The organism is Streptomyces sp. NPDC048590 (genome assembly GCF_043199535.1).
Taxonomy (GTDB): domain Bacteria; phylum Actinomycetota; class Actinomycetes; order Streptomycetales; family Streptomycetaceae; genus Streptomyces.
Window position 1 is genome coordinate 391,665 of sequence record NZ_JBICWC010000004.1, and the last position, 15,420, is coordinate 407,084.

Here is a 15,420-nt window from a genome sequence, read left to right on the forward strand (position 1 = left end):
CCGTCCGGACCGGAACCCATCATGTTCATGTCCCATTACGCTCCGAAGCATGCCCGAACGCACCTCCCGCACCGATGAATCCCTCCGCTCCTCCGTCGACCGCACCGACGGCCGCCCGGTCTACGTGATCGGCGGCGGCCCCGGCGGACTCGCCGCGGCCGCGGCCCTGCGGGAGCGGGGTGTGCGGGCGGTCGTGCTGGAGCGGTCCGGACAGGTGGGGTCCTCGTGGCGCCGCCACTACGACCGGCTGCACCTCCACACGATCCGCCGCTGGTCGGCGTTGCCGGGGCTGGCGATGCCCCGCCGGTTCGGGCGCTGGGTGTCGCGGGACGACATGGTCCGCTACCTGGAGAAGTACGCCGAGCACCACGAGCTGGAGGTGGTGACGGGCGTCGAGGTGTCACGGGTCGACCGGACCGAGGACGGCACGGGCTGGCAGCTGAGCGCCACCGGCGGACGGGTCCTGACGGGACGCGCCGTGGTGGTAGCCACCGGCTTCAACCACACTCCGCGGCTGCCCGGCCTGCCCGGCCGCGAGGATTTCACGGGCGAGCTGACGCACGCGTCGGAGTACCGGAACCCGGCCCCGTACGCGGGCAAGGACGTGCTCGTCGTCGGCATCGGCAACACCGGGGCGGAGATCGCCGCCGATCTGGCGGAGGGCGGCGCGTCCCGGGTGCGGATCGCCATCCGCACGGTCCCGCACATCGTGCGCCGCTCCACGGCCGGCTGGCCCGCGCAGGCGACCGCCGTCCTGGTCCGCAGGCTGCCCGTCCGGCTCGTCGACCGGGCGGCACGTCTGATGTCCAAGGTGTCCGTACCCGACCTCGCGGAACAGGGCCTGCCCCGCCCGGACAGCGGGCTGTACTCCCGGGTCCGGGAGGGCGCGATCCCCGTCCAGGACGTAGGGCTGATCGACGCGGTCAAGCGCGGCCGGGTGATCCCGGTCGCCGCGGTCGCCTCCTTCGACAAGGACGCCGTGGTGCTCACCGACGGAAGCCGGATCACCCCGGACGCGGTGATCGCGGCGACCGGCTACGAGCGAGCCCTCGAGGGCCTGGTCGGCCACCTCGGTGTGCTGGACGCCCGGGGGCGCCCGGTGGTGCACGGCGCCCGCACCCCGGACGGTGCTCCGGGCCTCTACTTCACCGGGTTCACCAACCCGATCAGCGGCATGCTCCGCGAGATCGCGCTGGACGCGCGGAGGATAGCCGCGAAGGTCGCGGGAGGCTGAGCATCCGGCCCGGAGAGCGTTCCCGGAGTCCGGGGACGCTCTCCGGCACACGCCCGCTTCCGGGAGCGGGCCCGGCCCCTCGCCGTTCCCGGACGCCCTGTCAGGCCGCCTTCTCCAGCACGCCGCGATGCCCCGCCCCGGTCCTCCGGACGGCCAGCACCATGAGCGCGGCCATGGCGCACAGGGCGCCCGAGGCGTACCAGACGACGTCGTACGAACCGAATACGTCGCGGGCCACGCCCCCGAGGAAGGCCACCAGGGCCGCGCCCACCTGGTGCGAGGCGAGGACCCAGCCGAAGACGATCGCGCTGTCCTCGCCGTACCGCTCCCGGCACAGGGCCATCGTCGGGGGTACCGTGGCGACCCAGTCGAGGCCGTAGAAGACGATGAACAGGATCATCGGCGGATGCACGGCCGGCGCCATCAGCATCGGCAGGAACAGCAGCGACACCCCGCGCAGCGCGTAGTAGACGGCCAGCAGCCTGCGGGCGTCGTACCGGTCGGTGAGCCAGCCGCTGAAGACCGTGCCGACGATGTCGAAGACGCCGATCACGGCCAGCAGGGATGCGGCCGCGGTGGTCGCCATCCCGTGGTCGTGGGCCGAGGGCACGAAGTGGGTGCGGATCAGGCCGTTGGTGGAGGCCCCGCAGATCGCGAACGAGCCCGCCAGCAGCCAGAACGGGCCCGTGCGGGCCGCGTCGAACAGGACGCGCACGGTGCGGGCCGCGGCCCCCTTCGCGGGCGCCGGCTTCTCGGTGTGCTCCCCGCCGTACGGGGCGAGGCCCACGTCGGCCGGGTGGTCCCGCATCAGGAACCAGACCAGCGGGACGACGGCGAGCGCGGCGAGAGCGACCGTCACGGAGGCCGCACGCCAGCCGTGGCGGTCCACGATCCAGGCGCACAGCGGGAGGAAGACCAGCTGACCCGAGGCGCCGGCCGCGGTGAGGATCCCGGTGACCAGTCCGCGGCGGGCGGTGAACCAGCGGTTGGTGACGGTGACGGAGAAGGACATCGCCATCGCTCCGCTGCCCAGCCCGACGAGCAGGCCCCAGTAGAGCATCAGTTGCCAGGACGCCGTCATCCAGACGCTCGCCAGCGCCCCGGCGGCGACCGCGCTGAGCGCGACGACCACGACCCGGCGGATTCCGAACCGGTCCATGAGGGCGGCCGCGAACGGCGCGGTCAGCCCGTAGAGCGCCATGTCGATGGAGACGGCGAGACCGATCTCGCCGCGCGACCAGCCGAACCACGTGTGGAGGGGGTCGATGAGCAGGCCGGGCAGGGAGTTGAAGGCGGCGCCGCCGATGATCGTCACGAAGGTGACGGCGGCGACGATCCACGCGCGGTGCACGCGGGGACGGCGAGAGCGGCCAGGGATCACGTCGGTCGTCACCGTGCCGGTTGTCTGAGTCACGTCGCCCAGCATCCGGCCGGGGGCCCGTCCGGTACGAGTGGCTGAGAGGTCACCCTTCGCAGGAATCGGGCCACGCCCTTCGCAGGAATCCGCGTGCGAGACCGGCGTGGACCGCCCAGGCCGCCGCCGCCCCCACCACGTACCAGAGCAGGTCCGGGGCGTTGAACGTGGAGCCGAGCACCAGCCGTGCCACCGTGCTGCTGCGGGCGAGCTCCTCGGGGACGCCCGTGAGCTGGGCCAGTTCCACGGCCCAGCTCACGGCGAGTGCGAGCCCGGCGGCCGTCCCGGGCCGCACCCGGGGCGCGAGCACGACGACGAGGGTGTGGATCAGCACGGTGTAGAGGGCGTCACCCGCGTACTTGGCCGGGTCCCCGCCCGCGACGGCGCGGGTGCCGAGGCCCGCGGCCACGGTCACGAGCGCGGCCGCCGCGGCCACGGACCGTACCGTGACGGCGCCGGGGACCTCATGGGCGGCGCCCCGGGGAACAGATGCGTGTACCGGCGGCTTCTTCCTCATGGCCGGTACGTTTATCAGGCCGCCGCCGGTAGCAGCCAACCCAGGGGGAGCAGGGATCCAGATGCGCCATCGCGTCGCCGTTCTCGCACTCGACGGAGTCCTGCCGTTCGAACTGGGCATCCCCCAGCGGATATTCGGCCGTTCGCTGGGCGTCGACCCCCTGAACAGGGGGGAGGAGCTGTACGACGTCGTGACCTGCTCCGTACGCCCGCCCGGGCCGGTCCAGACGGACGCCGACTTCCACATCGTGGTGGAACACGGGCCGGAGGCCCTCGCCACCGCGGACACCGTGGTCGTCCCGGCCTCGTACGAGCTCGGCCCCGTCCACGAGGAGGGCAGGCTCACCGAGGAACTGGCCGCCGCGCTGGGCCACATCAGGCCCGGGACGCGCCTCGTCTCCATCTGCACCGGGGGGTACGTCCTCGCCGCGGCCGGATATCTCGACGGGCGGCCCGCGACCACCCACTGGGCCTCCGCGGAGCACTTCCAGCGGCTGTTCCCGCGCGTACGCGTCGACCCGGACGTCCTGTTCATCGACGACGGCGACGTACTCACCTCGGCCGGCGTGGCCGCGGGGATCGATCTCTGCCTGCACATCGTCCGCCGGGACCACGGCACCGCCGTCGCCAACGACGTCGCCCGCCGCACCGTGGTACCCCCGCACCGGGAGGGCGGGCAGGCGCAGTTCGTCCGGCGGCCGGTTCCCGAGGCGGGGATCGCCACGACCACGGGAGCGCGGGCCTGGGCGCTCGGACGGCTGGAGCAGCCGATCCTGCTGCGCGACATGGCCCGCCAGGAGTCGATGAGCGTGCGCACCTTCACGCGCCGGTTCCGCGAGGAGGTCGGGATGAGTCCGGGGCAGTGGATCGCACAGCAGAGAGTCGAACGGGCCCGGCAGCTGCTGGAGTCCACGGACCTGTCGATGGACCAGGTGGCGCGGGACGCCGGGTTCGGGACGGCCACCTCGCTGCGGGAGCATGTGCAGGCCGCGCTGGGTGTCTCCCCGACGGCCTACCGGCGGACGTTCCGCACGGCGGTCCCGGGGCTCTGAACAGCCGGCCGCTCAGAGACAGGCACGGTCGCCCGGCTGGTCCTGGATCACCGGGACCATCACCGGACCCTGGCGGTCGACCTCGCACCAGATCCGCTTCCCGGCGCCCTCGGGCTGCCAGCCCCAGCGGTCGGCGAGTCCGTCCACCAGCTCCAGGCCACGGCCGCCGGTGTCCTCACCCGCCGCATGACGTGGCTGGGGCGGGCTGCAGCTGGCGTCCGCCACCTCGACCCGGACCGTACCCGCCGAACCCGTCGGGTTCGCGGACCCGAAGAGCATCCGCAGGACGGCCGGACAGCCCGTGTGGACCACCGCGTTGGTGACGAGCTCCGAGATCAGCAGGATGAGCGTCTCCGCGATCGGCTCGTCGTCCTCCATCCCGGACCCGACCAGGCGCGACCGCGCCCATCTGCGGGCCCGTCCCACCTCCGCGGGATCCGGCCCGACCTCAAGCTGAACCTGAAGCACCTGCACCGCTCACACCATCCGAACCGGCGGACACATCGCCTCGCGCCTCCTCAGGGTCACGGAACGTGACTCCCCTGCGAGACAGCATGGTTGACGTACAGTCACCGCAACAAGCGCTTCGGGCATATTCCAGCGCGAAGGAGTACGCGTGGTCCATACTGTGCGACGCGTGCTGCGATGAGTCGAACAGAAGCCCGCGGACGCCCCGGGGAGCGGGTCCCCGACCGGCCGGCCGCAGCTCCGTGGCGTGCGAGCAGGGCACCGCGCACCGCCCGGGGCGGCCTCGTCGGGCGCACCCGGATCCTTCGGTTCCAGTACCACTCGCATCTCAGGGAGCGTACCCGAGCGCGGGCTCACGACTCCGCCCGGTGACGGACCTCCGGCCGCCTCCGGGCCGCCACCCGAGGCACTGTGTGACGTGCCAACCACGCTCCGTACGCCTCCGGTCAGCCACGACTGTCACCGACGCCGCCCCGAAGCCGGCCGGAGGGCGGCCCCGGCCGGGTCTCGGAAGGGCACGAACTGCTCAATCTGTTGGGCGTGTTGACGCGCGCTCCCCGGCGTGCGTCGCCACCGGGGCGGCCCGGGCGCGCGCCGCGCCCCGGCCGTACTCCGGATCGGGTCACGACTGTTACGCGTCGGGGGCGATCACGGTGAAGTAGGCGGAGAACGCGGCGACCGCCTCCGTCTCGCCGATCCGGCCGTCCTGGTCGGTGTCCAGGCTCCGGGCCGCGATGCCCGCGACGTCCTCCGCGGCGCCCAGCACCCGCAGGGCGCGCTCCACCTCGGCCACCGGAGCCGAGACGGACGAGGTGCCTTCGAGGTCCGATCCGGCGGCCACGGCGAGAGCCGCCCGCAGGAAGGGGCGGGCGATCTCCGCGAAGCGCTCGGGGCTGTCCCGCAGCCGCTTCACCGCGCCTCCGACGAACTCCGCCCGGTTGACCCGCTGGTCGCCGTCGACGTCCGCGATGCCCGCCATGCCCTGCCAGAAGGCCTCGGCGCCGGTGTAGAGGGACTGGCCCCGGTCGCAGCGCGCCGTCGTGCCGAACTCGGCGAGCAGGCGTGCGGCGGCGGCGTTGAAATCGGCGCGATCGATGTAGCCGTTGCCGTCCTGGTCGAAGGCGGCGAAGCGGTGCGCGATCTTGCGCTCGTACTCTGCGCTGTCCATGCGGGGAGCGTACGTCGCCGAGCCGCGCCACGTGTCACCGATGTCCCTCAGGTCGGTGACAAGCTCGTCCCCGACCGGCGTGTCACGCGGTGAGCGGCTGGGACTCGTCGTCGGTGGCCGCGTCGGCGTCGGGGTAGACGTCGAAGAGCCTGCGCACCCCCAGCGCGCCGAGCACCTTGTTGACGTGCGAGCCGTCGACGGCGCCTCGGGCCGGAAGGATCAGCCTGAGCCGGCCCCCGCAGGACTTCATCAGCCGGCGGGAGGCGATCAGGACGCCGACGCCGCTGGAGTCGCAGAAGAGGACGCCCGAGAGGTCGAGGACCACGTCGTGCCGGCCCGCGGCCACCGCCTCGTGGACGGACTGGCGCACGACGGGCGAGCTCACGAGATCGAGTTCGCCGTGGATCCGCAGCACGGTCCACTCGTCCTGCTCCGTCTCGTCCACCTTCAGCGTCACGTGACTCGGCCTCTCGTTCCGGGGCTCCGGAGGATCCGGAAGTTTCCGTTCCTCCTCGCGGCTGCCCGCGTACCCGCCCGCGAAACGCCCTTCCGCTCACCGACCTGGCACAGCTCATGCAGAATTGATCAGTTCAGGATCGTTTACTCGATCAGGAAAAGGCAAGGCGGGGTGTGTTCCCTATCATTCGGCGCCACTTGAGGGACGTACTTGCCGGAAACACGCGTGCCCCGGCGGCGCCGCCGACTACATTCGACGTGACGAGAGGCACAGGGCTGGGGGCTGGATGGTGAAGGACGCGCCACCGCGCTGGGACCGCCGCATGCAGCAGAGGCTCGCACGCGGCGAGGCGGCCGCCCTCGGCGAGTTCTACGACCGGTTCGCCGCTCTCGTGCACAACCAGGCCCACCGCATGCTCGACGACGAGGAGGCCGCCGACCAGGTCACGCGCGAGGTCTTCGGCTACGTCTGGGAGAACCCGCACGCCTACGACCCCAAGCACGGTTCGATGCGGTCCTGGGTGGCCAGGCTCACCCACCGCCAGGCCGTGCTGCGGCTGCGGGCGGCGGACGGGGGCGGCACCCAGGACGCCGAGGAGCTCGAGAACCGGGTGAGCAGGGCCACCGCCGCGGCGCGGGCCGACTACATCGTCGCCTCCATGCCGGCGCCGCTGCGCGCCGCCCTGGAGCTGGCGTACGTCCAGCGCCGGGACTACCGGCAGACCGCGGCCGACCTCGGCGTCACCGGCGACGAGGCGAGGCGCCGCCTGCGGCTGGGGCTCCAGCTCCTCTCCACCGCGAACACCCGCTCGTCGGCGGACCAGGCGCCTCCCGGATACGGACCGACACCGTGAGCGGGGGCCACGGCGGCGGCCGCGAGGAGGAGCAACCGGTGGAGCGGCGGATACCGGGGCCGCGCTCCGCCCCGGACGACCGGGAGAACCTGCCACCGGCCGTGTCCTCCGGACCCGCGGAGCCGCCCGTCTCCCCGGAACCGCTGATGCCGCTGATGCCGCCGGTGCCGCCGGTGCCCCCGTCCGGCCCGCCGCTCCCCCACCATGTGCTCCAGTCCCTCCTCGGCGCGTGGGCCCTGGCCGCCTGCTCCGCCGAGGAGACGGCGGCCGTCGAGGACCACCTCACCTCGTGCGCGCCCTGCGCGGACGAGGCGCTGCGGCTGCGCGACGCCGTGGGACTGCTGCACTCGGACGGCACCCTGGACCTGGACCCGCTGCTCCGGTCCCGCGTGCTGGAGGGCTGCCTGGGCCGCCGCCCGGCGCTGATCCCGGTCCCCGGCTGGGCCGCCCCCTACGACGCCGAGACCGCACGCCTCGACGCCCTGCTGCGGGACATCAGGGACTCGGAGTGGCACGCGCCGGTCCGGCTGAAGTGGTTCGAGGAAGATCAGCAGGTGCACCGCAAGACGACGGTCGCGGGGGTGATCGGCCACCTGACGGCCGTCGACGGCCTGGTGTCCCGGGCGCTCGGCCTGGACGACCCGCTCGGGAAGGGCGACAGGCCGCTGGGGCCCACCGACCGCACCGAGTCGTACTGGTCGGCGGCCCGGCGCCCGCCCACCCGAGCGGTACGCGAGCCCTGGCGCGACCAGAACCACGCCCTGATCCGCACGGTGTCCTTCGCCGGCCGCGGCGTCGCCGAGCTCTCCGTCCCGTACGGGGGATTCGCGCTGCCCCTGCAGGACGCGCTGCTGGAGCGCGCCTTCGAGTGCTGGGTGCACGGCGACGACATCGCCGACGCGGTGGACTATCCCTACGAGCCGCCCGCCCCCGCGCATCTCCACGAGATGATCGGCCTCGCCGTCAGGCTGCTGCCGGCCGTCCTGGCGGAGCGCCGCCGTGCGGGGCTGGCCGCGCCGCCACGCCATCTGGTCGCCGCGGGGTCTCCCGGCCGTTCCCTCCATCTGGAGGTCGAGGGCAGGGGCGGCGGGGACTGGTACATCGCCCTGGACTCACCGGCCGCCCTCGGCTCCCCGTCCCACACCGTCGCGCAGGTCGCGCTCGACGGGGTGGAGTTCTGCCGCCTGGTCGCGGGCCACGTCCCTCCGGTCGAGGCCGCGGCCGGACAGGAGGGCGACCGGGAGGCGATCCGGGACGTCCTGTTCGCCGCGGCCTCGCTCAGCCGGCTCTGACCCAGGGCCTTACGCTCGGACCCCGCCGGGTCCGGGTGCCACACTCCCTGATCCGACATGACCGGACGCAAGGCCCTGGGGCCGATCGCGGCTCAGTCGAAGACGACCGTACGCCGGCCGTTGAGCAGGATGCGCCGCTCCGCGTGCCACTTGACCGCACGGGCCAGCGCCTGGCACTCCACGTCACGCCCCACGGCCACGAGCTGGTCCGGCGTGACGCCGTGCCCGACGCGCTCGACCTCCTGCTCGATGATCGGCCCCTCGTCGAGGTCGGCGGTGACGTAGTGAGCCGTCGCACCGATCAGCTTCACACCGCGCGCGTGGGCCTGGTGGTAGGGCTTGGCGCCCTTGAAGCTCGGCAGGAAGGAGTGGTGGATGTTGATGATCCGGCCGCTCAGCTGCTTGCAGAGATCGTCCGAGAGCACCTGCATGTAGCGTGCCAGGACCACGAGTTCGACGTTCTCACCGCGCACCAGCTCAAGCAGCTGAGCCTCGGCCTCCGGCTTGTTCTCCCTGTTCACCGGGATGTGCCGGAAGGGGACGCCGTAGGAGGCGACGAGCTCGGCGAACTCCGTGTGGTTGGAGACGACCGCCACGATCTCGACCGGCAGGGCGCCCGTGCGGGAGCGGAACAGCAGGTCGTTCAGGCAGTGTCCGAACTTGCTCACCATGAGCACGATCCGCATCCGGTCGCTCGCCCGGTGGATCTGCCACTCCATCCGGAAGGAGTCGCCGATCGCGGCGAAGCTGGCCCGCAGCTTGTCCACGCTGACCGGGGCGTCCGCCGAGAAGTGAACGCGCATGAAGAAGAGACCGGTGTCGTGGTCGCCGAACTGCTGGCTGTCCTCGATGTTGCAGCCGGTCATGAAGAGGTAGCTCGACACGGCGTGCACGATGCCCTGCTTGTCCGGGCAGGAGAGCGTGAGGACGTACTGCTCGGCGGGGGCTTCCGAGGCAGCGGATACGGATTCGGCGGGCTGCGGCGCGGTCATCCCCGTAGGGTGCCACACCGCCCGGCACTCACGCCGATCCGGTCATGATGCGGAGCACGTCCAGGGACCTCGGCGGGATGTCGGGGTCCTCGCCGTCATTGGTGGCGAGCATCACATGGGCCTCCCGGGCGGCCACGACCGCCTCCTGCCAGCCCGGGTGCTCCAGGTAGGCCGAGACCGGGGCATCGGCGCCTATCTGGTGCATGATGCGCAGCACCCGCAGCGCGGCGACGTCCACGAGGGCGGCCTCGGCCGAGTCGCGGAAGATCGTGCCCACGTATTTCTCGGCGGACCAGTTGTCCAGCCAGGTGTCCTCGACCAGGCGGTACACGGCGTCGGTGACGTCGCCGTACCCTTCCCGGCCGGCCAGCCAGCACTCGTGGTGGAAGACGGGGTCGGAGAGCATGTGCAGCGCCGAGCGCACATTGCTGCGCCAGCGCCACCACGGCATGTCGTTGAGCGGCATGCCGCCCATGGTGGAGGAGCGACGGCCGCGACGTGAAGTGTTCTCCGAACCTTGCTGCACGGTTGCCGATCGTACGTTCCCCCTCGGCGGCGGTGCGCGGCCCCCCGCAATTCACCTCGGGGTCACCCTGCGTTGACCGAGACACACTGCGGCGTTACCCGGGGGCCGGAAAAGTTCATGCCCATGACCGGATGGCGATGCCGCACCTCTCCCAGCCCCCGCAGGATCCTCACAACCGTGGCGGCCGGGGCGCTGCTGCTCTCCGGCTGCGGGGTTCTCCCGGGGGCCTCCGCGGGCGGCAGGGAGCCCGTGACCGTGATGACCTGGGCTCCCGACACCACCGGGGCCGACGAGGTGAACATGGCGGGCATGCCGGCGATGGCGAGGACGTACGCGCGCTGGATCAACGACCGGGGCGGCATCGACGGACACGAGCTCAAGGTCCTCACCTGCAACGAGCAGGACACCGCGTCCGGCGCCTCGAAGTGCGCCCGTCGCGCGGTCGAGGCGGACGTGGCGGCGGTCGTCGGTTCGTACAGCGGATTCGGCCGGGCCTTCCTGGCTCCGCTGGAAGCCGCGGGCATCCCGTACATAGGCGGCTACGGCGCCTCCGCGGACGAGTTCACCAGCTATCTCTCCTACCCGGTTAACGGCGGCCAGCCGGCGCTCCTGGCGGGCAACGGCCGGCAGCTCGCCGCCGGCTGCGAGCGGGTCGCGCTCGTACGGCCGGACACCCTGGTCGGCGACACGATGCCGGGGCTCCTCGACACGGGTCTCGGCACCGGGAAGCACTCGCGGTCCTACGACATCGTCACCACCGAGGGGGCCACCTCGTACGACGAGGAGGCGGCCAGGGCCATCGAGCACGCGGACGGCGGCTGTGTGACCGCGGTGCTCGGCCAGGGCACGCAGACCTTCTTCGATTCCTTCCGGCGGCTGGAGACGGAGGACGGCGCGGTCCGGATCTCCTCCGTGCTCGGCAGTGTCGGCCAGAGCCTCATCGACCGTACGGGCGGCGCGGACAGCCCCTTCGAGGGCGCGCTCGTCACCGGCTGGTACCCGGAACCGGGCGATGCCCGCTGGAACGAGATGCGGGAGGTGATCCGGAAGTACGCCTTCGGGGACAACCGGATCGACCCCGGGGACACCGGCGTGCAGACCACGTGGATCGCGTACACCGTGCTCAAGGCGGTCATCGAGGCGATGGACCAGCCGGAGATCACCGGAGGCGGCATCTCCGTCAGCCTCAACCGAGGCACCGAGGTCGACACCGGTGGCCTGACGCCGGTGCTGCGCTGGCGCTTCCAGGACATGCTCGGCGTCACGGCCTACGGGCGCATCGTCAACGCCCGGGTGACGTTCCAGATGGTCAAGGACGGGCGGCTCACCGCCGGGAACGACGACTTCGTGGATGTCACGAACATCCTCCTGGACGCCGGCTAGTGCCGCGGCAGGCAACGTTCGCCCGTTGAGGAGCGACGTCCGGTGCGTGCCGGCCCCGGGGGGCGGTGTCCACCCCCCTCGGGCCCGGCACCGCCTCAGAGCTGTGTGGGGGCCCGCTCGGTCAGCCCGTACTTCCGCGCGATGGCGTTCCACAGGCCGGAGGCCTCACGCTTGGCGATGGTGGCGTCGCTGCTGGACTGCCCCGCCTTGGCGGTCTCCCCGGTCGAACGGGCCTTGCCGCCCTTGCAGACCTTCTTGTCGTTCTTCGCCTGCCGGGCCCACGCGGCGTAGTGGTCGTCGGCCTCGGCCGACGCCTGCCAGGCCTTGGTCAGGGAGCTCTTCAGCTCGGCGCTGGACGGCAGTTGATCGACGCTCAGCGACTCCAGACGGGTCACCAGGCCCCGGCGCTGTGTGGCCGCGCCGGTCAGATCGGTGGCGGCCTGGTCGAGCTCCCGGCAGCCCTTGATCTTCTCCACGGCGCTGATCACCGCCGAGCGGCTGTTGTTGCTGTCGGCGAGGAGCTTGTCGAGCTGCTCGGCCTGCGGCTTCGCGGGATCGTCCGAGGGCTTGGCGGGGGACTCGGCTGCCGCCGAACTCTGCGACGCGACCGGCTGCTTGGCGTCCTCGGGGCTGTCGTCGCCCCCGCTCATCAGCGCGCCCGCGCCGAGCCCGACGACCGCACAGCCGACGACGACCGCCGCGATCAGCTTGATGTGCGCCGTCCGTCTGCGCGGTGCGCCGTCGCCCTGGTCCTGGTGCGGCACGCCGTGGCCGCCGTAGCCGCCGCCGTGCGTGCCCTGCTGGGGGGCCGGCTGGTAGGGCTGGGCGCCCTGGGGCGGCTGCTGGGAGTACTGCTGGTGCCCGGCGTCGAAGCGGGGCATCTGCTGCGTGGCCCCGGCCGGCTCCTCGCTGCGGAAGAGGCTGTCGAACTCCGCGGGCGGCTGCCGGTCACCGGGGGCTCCCGGTCGTATCCCGTACGGGGCGCCACCGGGCACCGGGGGTATGTACTGGGTCGCGTCGGAGTCGGAGGGCTGTCCCGGGGCGGCGTTCTGCCCCAGGTACTGCGTGGACTCCGCGGGCCGCTCCGGAGGCAGTCCCCCCGGGAGCGGGCCGCCGGTCACGGGCGCGATGTACTGCGTGGCGTCGGCGTCCCCGCCCTGCTGCCCCGTGCCGTGCCCGGCCTCGGGCGGCAGCGGCTGGGCGTATCCCTGCGGCGGCTGCTGGTACTGGCCCTGCGCGGGCGGGTACGGCTGCGGCTGCTGCTGGTACTGCCCGTGCTGCGGCTGCTGGTACGCGTTCTGCCCGTACTGCTCCGGCGGGAGGTGACCGGGTGGCGTACCGTCCTGCTGCGCGGACTCCGGCCCCCAGGAGTTGCCCCACGGCTGGCCGCCGGCGGGGACGGCCTGGTCCTGCTGCGGGCCGGCCGGCCCACCCGGATGCCAGGGGGCACCACCGTCTGCGGGCAGCACGACACCCTCGTGCGCGGGCCGTACAGCGGGAAGCTGCCGCTCGTCACCCTGTCCGCTCTGTGTCACCGGGACTCCTCCGTGTGAACCTATGGAATCGTCGGCTCACGCTACCGGGTGTCCTCGGCCGGGCGCCAAGCGCCCAAGGGTGCTCACCGCCCCTTCACACAGGTGGTAACGCCCTCGGCGCTCCTGACGCTGTTCATGGTCGGACCGGCGGAATCCGGCCGGACCGCCGTAACGGCCGGCCGGGCCGCCGAAACCCCCGGGTCAGGCAGCCTGCAGCTCCAGCCTGGCGCCGAACTCCCGGACCGAGGGTTCGTTCGCGTAGGGCTCCAGTCGCTGCCGGAGGTCGTCGAGATACTCCGCACCCCGGCTGGAGCGCACCGTCCCCAGGAGCTCCATCGCCCGCAGCCCCGTGTGGCACGCCTGCTCCACCTCGCGCTGCTGCACCTGGGCGGTGGCCAGCAGCACCAGGCCGATCCCCCGGCGCCGGATCCGGGAGTCGGGGAGCGCCGCCAGCGCCTCCTCGGCGCGACGGGCGGCGGGCTCTCCCTGCCCCAGGTCACGGTGGCAGTGGGCCAGTTCGTCGGCGAGGTAGCCCGCGTCGAAGTGCGCGATCCAGGCCGGGTCGTCTCCCGTTGCGGGGTCGGACCGGTCCAGCGCGGCCAGCGCCCGGCCGGCGGCGAGCCGGCAGGCGGGGGCGTCGCCCAGCAGTGCGTGGCCCCGGGCCTCGGCGGCGTGGAACATGGCCTCCGCCCTCGGCGTGACCCTTCCCCGCGCGCCCTCCTGGGCTGCCCGCGCCAACTGGGCGATCTCCCGGGGGTTGCCGAGCTGGGCCGCGAGATGGCTCATCGAGGCGGCCAGCACGTACCCCCCGTACGCGCGGTCCCCCGCGGCCTGGGCCAGGCGCAGCGCCTGGATGTAGTACCGCTGGGCGAGACCGGGCTGGCCGGTGTCGACGGCCATGTACCCGGCCAGCTCGGTGAGCCGGGCGACCGCGCCGAACAGCTCACGGCCTACCGATTCGCGGTACGAACCCGAAAGGAGCCCGGAGACAACGCTGTTGAGGTAGTGCACCAGGACGGGCCGCACATGTCCGCTGCCGAAGCGGTGGTCCAGGTCGACGAGGGCGGCCGTCGTCGCGCGCACCGCGGCCACGTCCGGCATCCCCACCCTGCTCCCGGCGGTCCGTGCCACCTGCGGGTCGGCTCCGGTGATCAGCCAGTCGCGGCTGGGCTCGACGAGGGCGGAGGCCGCCACCGCCGAACCGGAGAGCAGGTCGCGGCGGCCCACGTCACTGCGCCACAGCTCGCAGACCTGCTCGACGGCGCCGAGCACCGTGGGTGAGAACTGGAGGCCGACGCCGGAGGCCAGGCTCTTGCCGTTGGCCATGCCGATCTCGTCGATGGTGACCGTACGGCCCAGTTTGCGCCCGATCGCCTCGGCGATGATCCCCGGTGCTCTGCCCCGGGGTTGCTGCCCGCGCAGCCAACGGGCCACCGAGGTCTTGTCGTAGCGCAGATCGAGCCCCCGCTCCGCCCCGACCATGTTGACCCTGCGCGCGAGACCGGCGTTGGAGCACCCGGCCTCCTGGATGAGCGTCTGAAGCCGTTCGTTCGGCTGACGGGCGACGAGAGGCCTGGCTGCCATGTGTTTCCCCCCTGAGACCGCGGTGATTCAGTGAAGCAATCACTGCCCGGCACGGCACGAGAAATGCGCATATTCATCTGTATCGGGTACGCGGGACCGCGTGTCGGCACAGTTCTGCAGGTGGTTACCCGCCCTTCGGTGCGCTCGCTCACGCGCGCCCCCGCCCGTGCCCCTGTGCGCCCCGCGTGCAGAACCGATCCGCCTCGAAGGTGCCGCGTGCGCCCGTAACCCCAGGTGGCACTGGTAGTTGAGTGGGCGTGGAAGAGCCCATCGGAGTGACGGAAGCCGCGCAGGTCCCCCGCCAGCGGAACGAGCAGCTGCTGGAGGCCGCGGCCTGGTACGCGCAGGAGCGGCACTGGGACGTGTTCCCTGGCGCCTGGCTGGAGCCCGTCGGAGGGACGGAGCGCTGCTCCTGCCAGGTACCGGCCTGCGCGGCCCCGGGGGCCCATCCCATCCGTGCGGACTGGGCGGGCCAGGCGACCGGCAGTGGCGCCGCCGCCCGCCGGATGTGGGCCAGGCAGCCCGGGTCGTCGGTGCTCCTGCCGGCCGGCCGGACCTTCGACGCCCTGGACGTGCCGGAGTCGGCCGGCTTCCTGGCGCTGGCCCGGATGGAGCGGATGGGCCTCACCCTGGGCCCGGTGACCCGCACCCCTGACCGGCGGATGCTCTTCTTCGCCCTGCCCGGGGCCGCGGCCAAGGCGCCTGGGCTCGTACGGCAGTTGGGCTGGGACGCCAGGGCGATCGGGATGACGGGGCGCGGCGAGGGCGACTACGTGGTCGCGCCGCCGACCCGGATGGCGGGGCGCGGAGCCGTGCAGTGGGCCCGGCGTCCCTCACGGGCCGATCCGTGGCTGCCGGACGCCGAGGAACTGATCAGTCCGCTCGCCTACGCCTGTGCACGGGAAGCAGCCGACGCGCGCACCCGTCTTTCGTAGGGTGGTCCCCA

At 72.7% G+C, this 15,420-nt stretch carries 15 protein-coding genes; 6 read left to right on the forward strand and 9 right to left on the reverse strand.

Annotated features, from left to right (window positions below; genetic code table 11):
• Positions 1 to 49: 49 nt before the first annotated feature.
• Positions 50 to 1,234, forward strand: a complete 1,185-nt coding sequence (locus ACGFNN_RS14045; RefSeq protein ID WP_393555638.1) for a flavin-containing monooxygenase — start codon at positions 50 to 52, stop codon at positions 1,232 to 1,234.
• Positions 1,235 to 1,334: 100 nt separating this feature from the next.
• Here the strand turns inward: ACGFNN_RS14045 and ACGFNN_RS14050 are convergent, their stop codons facing one another.
• The gene (locus tag ACGFNN_RS14050; protein WP_393555639.1) at positions 1,335 to 2,660 is read right to left on the reverse strand and encodes an MFS transporter; all 1,326 of its coding nucleotides are present in this window, start codon (positions 2,658 to 2,660) and stop codon (positions 1,335 to 1,337) included.
• Between the two features lie 37 nt (positions 2,661 to 2,697).
• Positions 2,698 to 3,165: a DUF2809 domain-containing protein gene (locus ACGFNN_RS14055; protein ID WP_393555640.1), complete on the reverse strand. Its 468-nt coding sequence runs from the start codon at positions 3,163 to 3,165 to the stop codon at positions 2,698 to 2,700.
• A gap of 61 nt (positions 3,166 to 3,226) precedes the next feature.
• Between ACGFNN_RS14055 and ACGFNN_RS14060 the strand changes: the two genes are divergently transcribed.
• Positions 3,227 to 4,216, forward strand: coding sequence for a GlxA family transcriptional regulator (locus ACGFNN_RS14060; protein ID WP_393555641.1), 990 nt, complete (start codon positions 3,227 to 3,229; stop codon positions 4,214 to 4,216).
• A 12-nt stretch (positions 4,217 to 4,228) separates the two neighbouring features.
• Here the strand turns inward: ACGFNN_RS14060 and ACGFNN_RS14065 are convergent, their stop codons facing one another.
• The 3 genes from ACGFNN_RS14065 to ACGFNN_RS14075 all read right to left on the reverse strand — a co-directional run bounded on the left by ACGFNN_RS14065 (position 4,229) and on the right by ACGFNN_RS14075 (position 6,309).
• Positions 4,229 to 4,690: an ATP-binding protein gene (locus ACGFNN_RS14065; protein WP_393555643.1), complete on the reverse strand. Its 462-nt coding sequence runs from the start codon at positions 4,688 to 4,690 to the stop codon at positions 4,229 to 4,231.
• Positions 4,691 to 5,315: 625 nt separating this feature from the next.
• Positions 5,316 to 5,852 carry an EF-hand domain-containing protein gene (locus ACGFNN_RS14070; protein ID WP_393555644.1) on the reverse strand — a complete coding sequence of 179 codons (537 nt, stop codon included), beginning with the start codon at positions 5,850 to 5,852 and terminating at the stop codon, positions 5,316 to 5,318.
• Positions 5,853 to 5,934: 82 nt separating this feature from the next.
• The gene (locus tag ACGFNN_RS14075; RefSeq protein WP_362541042.1) at positions 5,935 to 6,309 is read right to left on the reverse strand and encodes an STAS domain-containing protein; all 375 of its coding nucleotides are present in this window, start codon (positions 6,307 to 6,309) and stop codon (positions 5,935 to 5,937) included.
• Between the two features lie 286 nt (positions 6,310 to 6,595).
• Here ACGFNN_RS14075 and ACGFNN_RS14080 point away from each other — a divergent pair, with 286 nt between their 5' ends.
• Both ACGFNN_RS14080 and ACGFNN_RS14085 read left to right on the forward strand, forming a co-directional pair.
• The gene (locus tag ACGFNN_RS14080) at positions 6,596 to 7,162 is read left to right on the forward strand and encodes an RNA polymerase sigma factor (RefSeq protein WP_393555646.1); all 567 of its coding nucleotides are present in this window, start codon (positions 6,596 to 6,598) and stop codon (positions 7,160 to 7,162) included.
• Positions 7,159 to 8,454, forward strand: coding sequence for a maleylpyruvate isomerase N-terminal domain-containing protein (locus ACGFNN_RS14085; RefSeq protein ID WP_393555648.1), 1,296 nt, complete (start codon positions 7,159 to 7,161; stop codon positions 8,452 to 8,454). The genes ACGFNN_RS14080 and ACGFNN_RS14085 overlap by 4 nt, the downstream gene beginning before the upstream one ends.
• 92 nt (positions 8,455 to 8,546) lie before the next feature.
• Here ACGFNN_RS14085 and purU read toward each other — a convergent pair whose 3' ends face one another.
• Positions 8,547 to 9,446 carry a formyltetrahydrofolate deformylase gene (gene purU, locus ACGFNN_RS14090; protein ID WP_362672950.1) on the reverse strand — a complete coding sequence of 300 codons (900 nt, stop codon included), beginning with the start codon at positions 9,444 to 9,446 and terminating at the stop codon, positions 8,547 to 8,549.
• 28 nt (positions 9,447 to 9,474) lie between these two features.
• Complete coding sequence (locus ACGFNN_RS14095; RefSeq protein ID WP_362541650.1) at positions 9,475 to 9,921, reverse strand: hypothetical protein; 447 nt, start codon at positions 9,919 to 9,921, stop codon at positions 9,475 to 9,477.
• A gap of 174 nt (positions 9,922 to 10,095) precedes the next feature.
• On the opposite strand from ACGFNN_RS14095, the gene ACGFNN_RS14100 reads away from it, so the two are divergent.
• Positions 10,096 to 11,355: an ABC transporter substrate-binding protein gene (locus ACGFNN_RS14100; RefSeq protein WP_393555650.1), complete on the forward strand. Its 1,260-nt coding sequence runs from the start codon at positions 10,096 to 10,098 to the stop codon at positions 11,353 to 11,355.
• 95 nt (positions 11,356 to 11,450) lie between these two features.
• Here the strand turns inward: ACGFNN_RS14100 and ACGFNN_RS14105 are convergent, their stop codons facing one another.
• The gene (locus ACGFNN_RS14105) at positions 11,451 to 12,890 is read right to left on the reverse strand and encodes a hypothetical protein (RefSeq protein WP_393555652.1); all 1,440 of its coding nucleotides are present in this window, start codon (positions 12,888 to 12,890) and stop codon (positions 11,451 to 11,453) included.
• A 201-nt stretch (positions 12,891 to 13,091) separates the two neighbouring features.
• The gene (locus tag ACGFNN_RS14110) at positions 13,092 to 14,474 is read right to left on the reverse strand and encodes a transcriptional regulator (protein ID WP_393555653.1); all 1,383 of its coding nucleotides are present in this window, start codon (positions 14,472 to 14,474) and stop codon (positions 13,092 to 13,094) included.
• 257 nt (positions 14,475 to 14,731) lie between these two features.
• Between ACGFNN_RS14110 and ACGFNN_RS14115 the strand changes: the two genes are divergently transcribed.
• A complete protein-coding gene (locus tag ACGFNN_RS14115) occupies positions 14,732 to 15,409 on the forward strand; it encodes a bifunctional DNA primase/polymerase (protein WP_362672217.1) in 678 nt (225 codons plus the stop codon).
• Positions 15,410 to 15,420 lie beyond the last annotated feature (11 nt).

What these genes read in the sequence shown, in the direction of transcription:
- ACGFNN_RS14045 (WP_393555638.1), top strand. Translation starts at nt 50, where the DNA reads ATGCCCGAACGCACCTCCCGCACCGATGAATCCCTCCGCTCCTCCGTC.
- ACGFNN_RS14050 (WP_393555639.1), bottom strand. Translation starts at nt 2,660, where the DNA reads ATGCTGGGCGACGTGACTCAGACAACCGGCACGGTGACGACCGACGTG.
- ACGFNN_RS14055 (WP_393555640.1), bottom strand. Translation starts at nt 3,165, where the DNA reads ATGAGGAAGAAGCCGCCGGTACACGCATCTGTTCCCCGGGGCGCCGCC.
- ACGFNN_RS14060 (WP_393555641.1), top strand. Translation starts at nt 3,227, where the DNA reads ATGCGCCATCGCGTCGCCGTTCTCGCACTCGACGGAGTCCTGCCGTTC.
- ACGFNN_RS14070 (WP_393555644.1), bottom strand. Translation starts at nt 5,852, where the DNA reads ATGGACAGCGCAGAGTACGAGCGCAAGATCGCGCACCGCTTCGCCGCC.
- ACGFNN_RS14080 (WP_393555646.1), top strand. Translation starts at nt 6,596, where the DNA reads ATGGTGAAGGACGCGCCACCGCGCTGGGACCGCCGCATGCAGCAGAGG.
- purU (WP_362672950.1), bottom strand. Translation starts at nt 9,446, where the DNA reads ATGACCGCGCCGCAGCCCGCCGAATCCGTATCCGCTGCCTCGGAAGCC.
- ACGFNN_RS14095 (WP_362541650.1), bottom strand. Translation starts at nt 9,921, where the DNA reads ATGGGCGGCATGCCGCTCAACGACATGCCGTGGTGGCGCTGGCGCAGC.
- ACGFNN_RS14100 (WP_393555650.1), top strand. Translation starts at nt 10,096, where the DNA reads ATGACCGGATGGCGATGCCGCACCTCTCCCAGCCCCCGCAGGATCCTC.
- ACGFNN_RS14110 (WP_393555653.1), bottom strand. Translation starts at nt 14,474, where the DNA reads ATGGCAGCCAGGCCTCTCGTCGCCCGTCAGCCGAACGAACGGCTTCAG.